8 protein-coding genes and 1 pseudogene are annotated in these 9,232 nt (G+C 68.9%); 3 read left to right on the forward strand and 6 right to left on the reverse strand.

Going from position 1 to position 9,232, the window contains the following annotated elements; genetic code table 11:
- Positions 1 to 4: 4 nt before the first annotated feature.
- Together H0X90_RS33165 and H0X90_RS33170 are read right to left on the reverse strand one after the other, a co-directional pair.
- A complete protein-coding gene (locus H0X90_RS33165; protein WP_006486124.1) occupies positions 5 to 373 on the reverse strand; it encodes an NUDIX domain-containing protein in 369 nt (122 codons plus the stop codon).
- Between the two features lie 132 nt (positions 374 to 505).
- Positions 506 to 2,476 (reverse strand): Xaa-Pro dipeptidyl-peptidase, encoded by a 1,971-nt coding sequence (locus H0X90_RS33170; protein ID WP_006496833.1) that lies wholly within the window; start codon positions 2,474 to 2,476, stop codon positions 506 to 508.
- Here H0X90_RS33170 and H0X90_RS33175 point away from each other — a divergent pair.
- Entirely contained in the window at positions 2,469 to 2,708 is a 240-nt protein-coding gene (locus tag H0X90_RS33175; protein ID WP_125346493.1) for a hypothetical protein, read from the forward strand. The genes H0X90_RS33170 and H0X90_RS33175 overlap by 8 nt on opposite strands.
- A 318-nt stretch (positions 2,709 to 3,026) precedes the next feature.
- Entirely contained in the window at positions 3,027 to 3,839 is an 813-nt protein-coding gene (locus H0X90_RS33180) for a hypothetical protein (protein WP_171984120.1), read from the forward strand.
- A 26-nt stretch (positions 3,840 to 3,865) separates the two neighbouring features.
- Here the strand turns inward: H0X90_RS33180 and H0X90_RS33185 are convergent, their stop codons facing one another.
- On the reverse strand, positions 3,866 to 5,134 hold the full coding sequence (locus H0X90_RS33185) for a lipoprotein-releasing ABC transporter permease subunit (RefSeq protein ID WP_077188760.1): 1,269 nt from the start codon (positions 5,132 to 5,134) through the stop codon (positions 3,866 to 3,868).
- A 162-nt stretch (positions 5,135 to 5,296) separates the two neighbouring features.
- Here H0X90_RS33185 and H0X90_RS33190 point away from each other — a divergent pair, with 162 nt between their 5' ends.
- Positions 5,297 to 5,992, forward strand: a complete 696-nt coding sequence (locus H0X90_RS33190; protein WP_227739686.1) for a transpeptidase-transglycosylase — start codon at positions 5,297 to 5,299, stop codon at positions 5,990 to 5,992.
- A 25-nt stretch (positions 5,993 to 6,017) separates the two neighbouring features.
- Here the strand turns inward: H0X90_RS33190 and H0X90_RS33195 are convergent, their stop codons facing one another.
- From H0X90_RS33195 to H0X90_RS33205, 3 genes and pseudogenes are all read right to left on the reverse strand, one after another.
- Positions 6,018 to 7,424 carry a methyl-accepting chemotaxis protein gene (locus H0X90_RS33195; RefSeq protein ID WP_048989536.1) on the reverse strand — a complete coding sequence of 469 codons (1,407 nt, stop codon included), beginning with the start codon at positions 7,422 to 7,424 and terminating at the stop codon, positions 6,018 to 6,020.
- Positions 7,425 to 7,674: 250 nt separating this feature from the next.
- On the reverse strand, positions 7,675 to 8,745 hold the full coding sequence (locus tag H0X90_RS33200) for a porin (RefSeq protein ID WP_006486121.1): 1,071 nt from the start codon (positions 8,743 to 8,745) through the stop codon (positions 7,675 to 7,677).
- A 215-nt stretch (positions 8,746 to 8,960) separates the two neighbouring features.
- Positions 8,961 to 9,232: pseudogene (locus H0X90_RS33205) on the reverse strand (acetyl-coenzyme A synthetase); the annotation flags it as partial.

Here is a 9,232-nt window from a genome sequence, read left to right on the forward strand (position 1 = left end):
CGAATCAGTCCGCCTGCTTGCAGAATGTCCAGTAGAAATCCGGCAGGTTCGCCGGCTTGTCGGCATCGAGATCGATCCAGCCGAACTGGTGGTGCTCGTCGCTCAGCACGATGTCATGGCGATCGACCTCGCACTGGAAGCACACGATCAGTACGCGCTTGCCCGGCACGACCTCGCACGAGCGGCTGCCCACGTAGCGGATCGCCGACGCGACGATTCCGCATTCTTCCTCCACTTCGCGGGTGACCGCGTCTTCGAGCGATTCGCCCGCTTCGGGCCAGCCGCCCGGCAGTTCCCACTCGTCGCGGGGATTGCGCAGGAACAGGACGGAACGGCCATTGCGGACGATGGCTTTGGCGCTGAGGGGAATCATGGGGGCTCACCGTAGGCATTCGATTGCCGCAGCCTAGCGCAGGTGTTCCCTTCTTGCAGCGATGCTCCCGCCCGCATCGACGCGGATGCGGGCGGGGGAGACGGCAGCGTCAGGCTGCCAGCCGGCGCACGACTACGCGCCCGTCGATGATGACGCGAGCGGCACCGTCACCGACGTGCCGGCCGGATCGAGCGTCAGGCCCGTGCCGGGCGTCGGTCGCAGCGTCGCCTCGTAGTCGCTGGAGAGGACGACGAGCCCCAGCCGGTGGCCGGCTTCCAGCCGGTAGTCGCGCGGCATGAAGGTCAGCTTCAGGTCGTACGGCATGCCGGGCAGCACCGGTTGCGACACCCACTCGGACAGCCGGTTGCGCGGGTCGGTCCATGCGCGCGTGACGATCGTCGCCGTGCCGTCCGGCGCGCGGTCGACCAGCAGCGCCGTCACGTTCGCGACGCCCGTGAAGGTCAGCCTGACGTGCGCGGTCGCGGTGCCGGAGATGCGCGTGGCGGCTGTCAGCGGGGCCGTCTCGAAGCGGCTGCGGTTTTCGCCGGTCGGCGTGTTCGCCAGCGTGAGCGCGGGAATGCGCGCATCGTCGGTGAAGCGCGCGAGCGGGCCGCCGCTCGGCAGCCGCAGCAGCGTGCCGGTACCGGCGCCGTCGCCGCCCGCGAAGTACGTGACCGGCGTGGCGCGCCGCGCGGCCCAGTCGGCTTCCTTCAGCAGCGTGCCGTCCGCCTGCGCGATCACCGCGCGCGGATCCTGCTCGACGCCGTTGTCATAGCCGATCAGGTAGCGCGTGAACCAGCGGTTCACCTCCGCGGTCCACGCGTCGGCCATGCCCGGCACGCGGGTCGGATCGGTGTGCTTCAGGCGATGCAGCCACAGCTGGGTCGGCACGCCCTGGCGTCGCATCGCCAGATACCACGACGTCGACTGGTCGACGCGCACGTTGTCGTCGGTGAGGCCCTGCGCGACGAGCGCCGGAGCGACCGCGAACCCGGTCGGGATGTCGCGTGCGGCCCAGAACGGCGAATAGTCGCCGGTCTTGCGGTCTTCCTGCTGCAGTGCTTCGTCGATCAGGTGCGTGCAGCGCTCCGGATGCGCGTTGGTCAGCAGCGCCTTGATGTAGACGTCGACGTCCTCGCCCTGATAGCCTTCCGGCGCGCGCACGAGGCCGCCCGAGCGGTAGTAGCCGTACATGTTCGACAGCCCGGCGATCGGCACGATCGCGTCGAGCCCGCGCGTGCGCAGGCTGGCGACCATCTTCGGCAGCGTGCCGTCGTACGACACGCCGTACATGCCGACGTGGCCGGTCGACCAGTTCGCGACGACCGTCTTGCCGTTCGCGTCCTTCGCGGTCGCATCGCGGCCGAGCCAGCGGATCACCGACGCCATCGCGACCGATTCGTCGCGCGTCAGGATCGTCGGGCAGCCGTCCGAGCCGGCGGTGCCGAGCGAATCCGCATAGACGATCGTGAAGCCGCGCGGCACGAAATAGCTTTCGATCCACGAGCGGCCGGCGGCAGCCGCTTCGACCTGCTGCAGCATCCGCGACTGAGGCGCTGCGGCCAGGATGCGGGCGGACGCCGATGCCGCGGCACCGGCGGTCGCGGCCGGATGCGGCGTGCCGTCGAGTTCGACGTCGACGTCGTGATTGGGGCTGTCGGCGAGCCCGGCGTAATACGGGCTCGCGAGCACGATGACGGGCGTGCGCGCGCCGTTCGCGGTTTCGGACGGCCGCACGATGCGTACGTGGATGCGGTCGCGCGTGCCGTCGCCGTCGGAATCGACCGGCGTGTCGACCCACGCGTTTTCCTCGATCGTGCCGCCCGACAGCGACGGCTGCACCTGGCCGTTGCTGATCACCGGCTTGTAGCGTCCGCCGCTCGCCGGATTCGCGTACGGCACGCCGGACGGCGAAAAGCGCGACGCGAGCGATGGCGTATTGGCCGTGTCGGCCGCGGCGGAGGCCCCCTCCTGTTGGCCCTGCGCGAGCGCTGACACGCCCGCCACGCTGCCGCCGTCGTCGCCGCCGCACGCGGCGAGCGTCGCGGCCGCCACGAGCGCGGGCAGCCATGCGCGCCGCACTCCGGTTCGATGAATGTTCATTGAATCGACCTCGTCTCTTGTGTTTGTCTGGAACCGGCTGGCTCGCGATACGCCCCCTGCGGCCTGGCCGGGTGCTGCGTCGGATGAAGCGGAACTGCACCATCAAAAAACGGCGGGCGAGATGGATGAGCGTCTCGCCCGGTGCCGGCGCGCGTCAGGCGGCGCGCATCCGGCCGGCGTCGAGGCGAGTGCATCGCCCCGAACGGAAATCGTCAGTGCGGCGGTTCGCTGAGAATGCAGGACTGCGAATCAAATGCGGGCATGCCCGGGATTCCTTCAGGTTTCGAATGAAACGGAACGGCACGATGCAATGAGGCGGGAATGTTGCGAACGGCGGTGCTGCAACGGCAGGAAAGCGCGACGCGAGTCGGCACGCTGGCCGGATTGCTTTCCGGAAGCTTGCGCAAAAGTTATCTCAGCGAAATGCCCGTGTCAAACTTTTTTAGTTCGGGTCAAACAAAGTTTCGGTGTGCGTGGGGCGGGCGATCTCAACTTCCGCGGAATCCGTCCGTAAACAATGAAAAACGCGCTGAAAACGAGAGAGAGGGCAATGACGATTCCGGTCACGGCGGCGGGCGGCCTTACGCTCGCGCAAATGGCACAGGCGGCGCTCGACGGGCGTCAGACGACGGACGCGGCCGCGTCCGGCGCGCCGCAAGACGCGCCGATCGGCATCCGGGCAATCGACCCGGAAGCGATGCAGGCGGCGCTGACGAAACAGTTGTCGATGGTGGGCGACCTGTCGATGAAGCTGCGCGGCGTGACCGACGCGCTCGCGACGAGCCTGCGGGACATCGTCGCGAAGCGGCCGGACCTGGCCGATGCGCCATTCGATTTCATGACCGACGCCGGCCGGATCAAGGTGGTGTCGACGACGTTGACCGACAGCGACCGCGCATGGATCGAGTCGACGCTGAATGCGAACGCCGGCCTCGTGCTCGCGACGCGCGCGTTTCACGAGCAGGCCGTCGATATCGCCGCGCAGGGTGCGGCCGTGCGAGGCGATACGTTCACGGACAGCGATCGCGCGGCGGCGAGCCAGGGCGCCGACACGCGCTTTCACTTCATGAGCCTGCTCGACCGGTCGGTCGCGGACAACCCGCCGCCCGTGCCGCCCGGCGGGCACTTCACCACGCAGGACGGCACGACGCTGACGATCGCGCCGTCGGCCGGCAGCGCGCGCGGCACGCTCGCGTTGCTGGACGCCGCACGCCAGCTATCGTCGGGCACGTCGATCTTCGTCGACGCGTCCGGCAACAAGTCCCACGGCATGCGCGTGGAACTCGTCAACGTCGGCTTCGACGTGCTCGCCGGCTACACGCCGGACGGCGGCAACAGCGTCGGTTTCCACGAGATCGCGTAACGCCGCGCCAATCGAGCCGGCTGCGTCTACTCGTCGCGCAACGCTTCGGCCGGCCGCACCCGTGCGGCGCGCCAGCTCGGGTACAGCGTCGCGACGCACGACATCAGGAACGCGGCCGATGCGATCTCGGTCACGTCGAGCGCCGACAGCTTCGACGGCAGCGCGCTGAGGAAATACACGGACGGCGTCAGGAAGCGGATGCCGAGCAGTTGCTCGATCGCCGGCAGCACCACCGGGATGCTCACCGCGATCGCGCAGCCGAGCGCGACGCCTGCCAGCGTGCCGGCGAGGCCGATCGTCATTCCCTGGATCGCGAAGATCTTCATGATCGAGCGGGGCGGCGCGCCGAGCGTGCGCAGGATCGCGATGTCGCCCTGCTTCTGCGTGACCGTCATCACGAGCGACGACACGAGGTTGAACGCGGCGACCGCGACGATCAGCATCAGGATCAGCGACAGCATGCGTTTCTGCAGCCGCTCGGCCTCGAACCACGTGCGGTTCTGCCGCGTCCAGTCGCGGATATACAGGTCGCCCGACAGCGTACGCGACAGCGCCAGCGCGACCTCCGGCGCACGCTGCAGATCGTCGACGCGCAGCCGGATACCGGTCGGCGCGGGCACGTTGAACAGTTGCTGCGCATCGCGGATGTGGATGTACGCGAGCGCGCTGTCGTACTGATAGTGGCCCGACTCGAACGTGCCGACCACGTTGAACTGGCGGAACCGCGGCAGCGCGTCGCCCAGGCGCGCACGGTTGCCGGGCGCGAAGAACGTGATGCGGTCGCCGATCTTCACGTGCAGTGCATCGGCGAGCGCGGCGCCGAGCACGATACCCATCTCGCCCGGCGCGAGCGCGTCGAGGCGCCCGGTCTTCAGCTTGCGCGCGATCTCGGACACGCGCGGCTCGAGCACGGGATCGATGCCGCGCAGTGCGACGCCCGTCACGTTGCCCGCGTTCGTCAGCAGCGCCTGCGCGTCGACGTAGGGTGCGACGGCACGCACCGCCGCATTCTGTAACGATTCGTGCGCGGTCAGTCGCCAGTCGGGCATCGCGCCGGACGGCGAGAAGATTTCCACGTGCGCGAGCACCGACAGCATCCGGTCGCGCACCTCGGTGCGAAAGCCGTTCATCACCGACAACACGACGATCAGCGCGGCCACGCCGAGCGCGATGCCGGCCATCGCGGCGCCGGCGATGAACGACACGAAGCCGTCGCCGGCCGAGCGCCGGCCGCCGCGCGCGTAGCGCAGCCCGATCTGCCATTCGAACGGGAGTTTCAAGCGGTTTCCTTTCATTTCGATTCGATCCTGCCGAGCCGCGCATTCTAGCGAACGTGGCGCGACCGCGTGCAGCCGTCGAGTAGCGACGGTCCGCGACCAGCCGATACCCGACCGCCTGCCGGTTCGGCGACGTATCGTGGACGGCGCCCGCGTGGGCCGCAACTCGTCGAAGCCGTGATGCTGCACGAGGACCGCTGGTTCCGGTGGCATCCGGGTTTCAATCCGTACGGGCTCGCGTGCGACGCATGGATCACCTACGTGCGCGGCGGGCAGGACGCGATCGACCGTGCGCTGGCCGCGTCGCGTAACCGGCTGTATGCGCGCTGGCTGACGACGCATCCGGGCGATGCGTCGCTCAAGCCGCTGTCCGCGTTGCCGTTCGACGCGCCGCATGCGGTCGACCAGGCGCTCGCCGCGCGCAACGATACGCGCGACATGGGCGTGAAGGCGCGGGTCGGCCCCGCGAACTTCTTCGATCGCTCGATCGACGGGCAGGTGAATGGCCCGCTCGCGCGGCGCTCGCCGGGCTCCGGGCTCCAGCCGTTCGTCTATGCGCCCGGTTTCGACCGGGGCGCGCTGCATCCGGATTGCTGCGATGCCGGGCAGGTCGAAGGCGACCCGCCGCGCGTCACGTCGTCGCTACGCGGCAGTCCGTATGCGATGCGCGTGAAGACCACCGACGAAACGCGCATCGCGTTCAACGCGACCGCGCATGCGCTGTACGGGTTCGTCAACGATGCGTACGTCGGTCGCAGCGCGCCGGGCGACGCGCTGTTCTGGCAGCCGCGCACGGCCGGCAGCTATACGGTGCGGGTGGTCGACGATCACGGGCGCAGCGATCAGCGGCCGCCGGGAGTAGGGCTGGAGCAGTAAGCAGGCGCGGCCCGCTCGCGCCGGTTCAGACGCTGTAGCCGATCCTCAGCACGCCCCACGGCCGTCCGCCGACGACGATCGGCGCGGACACGTCCTTCATCAACGCGAACTGGCCGTTGCCCATGTCGCGGCGATAGGTCTGCAACAGGAACGGCTTGTCATGCGCCACGGACATGCGCGCCGTGCGGTCCGTGTAGATCCGGCGGTTCCGGCAATTCGCCGCGTTCCACGCGGCGTCCGAGCGCTGAGGCAGCGAGAACTTGCGGTTGTGGGTCGGCAGGTAGCACTGCCGGTCGAAGCTCGCGCAATAGACGACGCGTGCGTCGACGTCGAGCACCGGCTCCTGGATGGCCGGCAGCACGCGATCGGTAAACGCCGTGAAGCGCGTCATGAACTGCTGCGGGTCGGTGCCGGGAATCGGTTCGTAGTGCGTGTCGAAGAGCGCGTCGAGCGTGATGTCGCCGCGGCCGACCGCCTCCTCGAAGAGTTTGCCGATCGCGGCGGCCGTGCTGCGCGCGGCGTCGATCAGGCGCGTGTCGGGCGATTCGATGCCGGTCGCGGCGGTGAGCTCGATCAGCGTCTCGGAGACGGAGAGCAGATTGCCGAGCCGGTCCTTGGCCTGCGAGAAGTTCTCGGCCGAGTTCTCGACGCCGAACGCCATCTCGCCCACCTGTTCGTCGAGACGATGGCACTGCGTCTCGATCTCGTCCGTCAGCGACGCGATCTGTTCGGCCTCGCCGGCGAGTTCGGTGATCGCGTGACCGGTCGCGTGCACGACCTCGCCGATCGTGCGCGTGCCCTCGCGCACGCGATGCGCGCGGGCGGCGTTGTCGGTGCCCTCCGCGAGCAGGTGTTCGGTCTGCTCGGCGAGCCGCGCGAGGGTCGTCTCGATCTGGGCCGTCGCCTGCCCGGTCTTCGCGGACAGGTTCTTGACCTCGGCCGCGACGACCGCGAAGCTGCGGCCCGACTCGCCGGCGCGCGCGGCCTCGATCGCGGCGTTCAGCGCGAGCAGGTGGGTCTGGCGCGCGATGACGGAGATTTCCTCGGACACGGCCCGCACGTGATCGAGTGCGTCACGCAGCGCGCCCATCTGGTCGCTGATCGTGGTGACGCCCTCGACGAGGCCGTGAATGTCGGCGAGCGAGGCTTCGATCGTCTGCTGCGACTGTCGGACCGCATTCGACGCATTGGCGCTGACGTCGCGCACCTGCTGCGCGGCCTCGGCGATCCGGTGGTTGCCGCGCAGCGTGAGGGCGGCCGATTCACGCAGCGTGTGGCACACCTCCGCCTGTCGGGCGACGCGGGCCGCGACTTCCTCGACGTGACCCGACACGTCGCAGATCTCGATGCCCAGCCTGCCGGCCTGTTCGGCGATGTCGCCGACGAGCGCGCGCGACGAACGGCGGCCGCGGCCGATTCCGAAGAAGTTCACGTTGGTGGGTCTCCTTGAGGACATGCGCACCGGGTTCCCGGCGGATGGTGGGCGTGCGTTCCTGACTTGACGGCTGCACGGCCGCGGACTTGAGGTCGGGTAAACATCGAGATCGGCATCCCCGACGGCCGGACCGGCGCCGGGCGGGGCGCGTTTGCACCACGTTTGCGCCACGTTTGCCGTGGCGGCCGCGCGGCGGCGTGACGAGGGACGGGCGGCGCGTGGCGGCCGCCCGTCCACAGGCGCTGCGTCAGAACACGTGGTGAATGCCGGCGTTGACGCCGACCGTCGTGCCCGGCAGCCCGTACAGCGCGCCGCCCGTGATGCCGAGGCCGGTATTCATCGCGCCGTGGTTGTTGACGACGCCGACCTGCGCATACAGGCCGGTTCGCTTCGACAGGCTGTAGTCGGCGCCGATCGCGGCCAGCAGCGAATGATTGTGCGAGTCGTTGCGGTCGGTCGTGTACCACGCGCCGGTGTTCAGGTCGAGGGCCGGCGTGACGCGGTAGTCGAGGCCGGCGCTATACACGTTATTGCTGAACGAGCCGGCGACCTTGTAGCTCGTGAACGACGCCTTGCCGGTCACCGGCCCGAACGTGTAGGCGGCACCGATCGTGCGGCCGACGAACGCGACCGTGCTCGGCACCGGCGTCGGGGACGTACCGCCGTTACCGTCGTAGAGCGCCGCGTTGAGCATGAAACCGCCGTTCGTATAGGTGAGGCTGCCGGAATACTGGCGTCCCGCCTGGAAGTCGCCGGCCTTGCCGCCGAAGCCGAACATCGCGCTGGCCGTCAGCCCGGCGATGGTCGGGCTCGTGTACGAAATCGCGTTCGGATTGAAGAGGCCCGTGACGAGCACGTTGTCGACGTACGGAACCAGCGCGGCGCCGAAGTGCGAGACGTTGCGCGGATCCGATCCGAGGATCGCGAGCACGAACGGCGAGAACTGCAGGCCGACCTTCGTTTCGCCGAAGCCGCCGTCGATTCCGACCCATGCCTGGCGGCCGAAGAAGTTGCCGTTCGAGTGGCCGAACGCGCCGTCCGTGATGTTGAAGCCGCTTTCCAGCTTGAATCGCGCGTGCAGCCCGCCGCCGAGATCCTCGGTGCCCGTGATGCCGAAGTTGGTCGGCGTCATGCCCGTGTCGGTCAGCGCGAACTGGCGTCCGGCGTTGCCGCCGGTCGCCGAATCCAACGAGCGGCTCGTATAGAGCAATGCGGCGTCGAGGTCGCCGTACAGCGTGACGCTGCTCTGCGCGAAACTGCTCGTGCTTGCCGCCGCGCCCAGCAGCGCCGCGCAAATCGTCCATGTCCTGCTCTTCATCGTCTGTCTCCGTTTTGTGAGTGTTGTAATACGCACAACTGATTAAACCTTCGTTGGCGGAAGCGCTGCGAGCCGCCTGCATGCCGTGCCGTCGGGGAACGCACGGCGATGCTTCTCGCCGGCGCGAACGCGGCCGCGAGCCCGGCGTGGGAAACGGGCCAGCGGCCGTGCTGCGACGCCGCGGTGAAGCGATGCGCCCGCCGTGGCGGGCGGCGTTACATCGAACGGTTCAACTGCTCGAGGATGGCCGGGTTCTCGAGCGTGGACGTGTCCTGCGTGATCGCCTCGCCCTTCGCGAGCGAGCGCAGCAGGCGCCGCATGATCTTGCCCGAGCGCGTCTTCGGCAGGTTGTCGCCGAAGCGGATGTCCTTCGGCTTCGCGATCGGCCCGATCTGCTTGCCGACCCAGTCGCGCAGCGTCTTCGCGAGCGCCGCCGCTTCGTCGCCTTCCGGGCGCGAACGCTTCAGCACCACGAACGCCACGACCG

The organism is Burkholderia sp. 9775_39 (genome assembly GCF_015712225.1).
Lineage (GTDB): Bacteria > Pseudomonadota > Gammaproteobacteria > Burkholderiales > Burkholderiaceae > Burkholderia > Burkholderia cenocepacia.

Bases quoted from the DNA above. Each gene is read 5' to 3' on its own strand.
- H0X90_RS33170 (WP_006496833.1), bottom strand. From the start codon at position 2,476: ATGAACATTCATCGAACCGGAGTGCGGCGCGCATGGCTGCCCGCGCTC.
- H0X90_RS33180 (WP_171984120.1), top strand. From the start codon at position 3,027: ATGACGATTCCGGTCACGGCGGCGGGCGGCCTTACGCTCGCGCAAATG.
- H0X90_RS33165 (WP_006486124.1), bottom strand. From the start codon at position 373: ATGATTCCCCTCAGCGCCAAAGCCATCGTCCGCAATGGCCGTTCCGTC.
- H0X90_RS33175 (WP_125346493.1), top strand. From the start codon at position 2,469: ATGTTCATTGAATCGACCTCGTCTCTTGTGTTTGTCTGGAACCGGCTG.
- H0X90_RS33185 (WP_077188760.1), bottom strand. From the start codon at position 5,134: ATGAAAGGAAACCGCTTGAAACTCCCGTTCGAATGGCAGATCGGGCTG.
- H0X90_RS33190 (WP_227739686.1), top strand. From the start codon at position 5,297: ATGCTGCACGAGGACCGCTGGTTCCGGTGGCATCCGGGTTTCAATCCG.
- H0X90_RS33200 (WP_006486121.1), bottom strand. From the start codon at position 8,745: ATGAAGAGCAGGACATGGACGATTTGCGCGGCGCTGCTGGGCGCGGCG.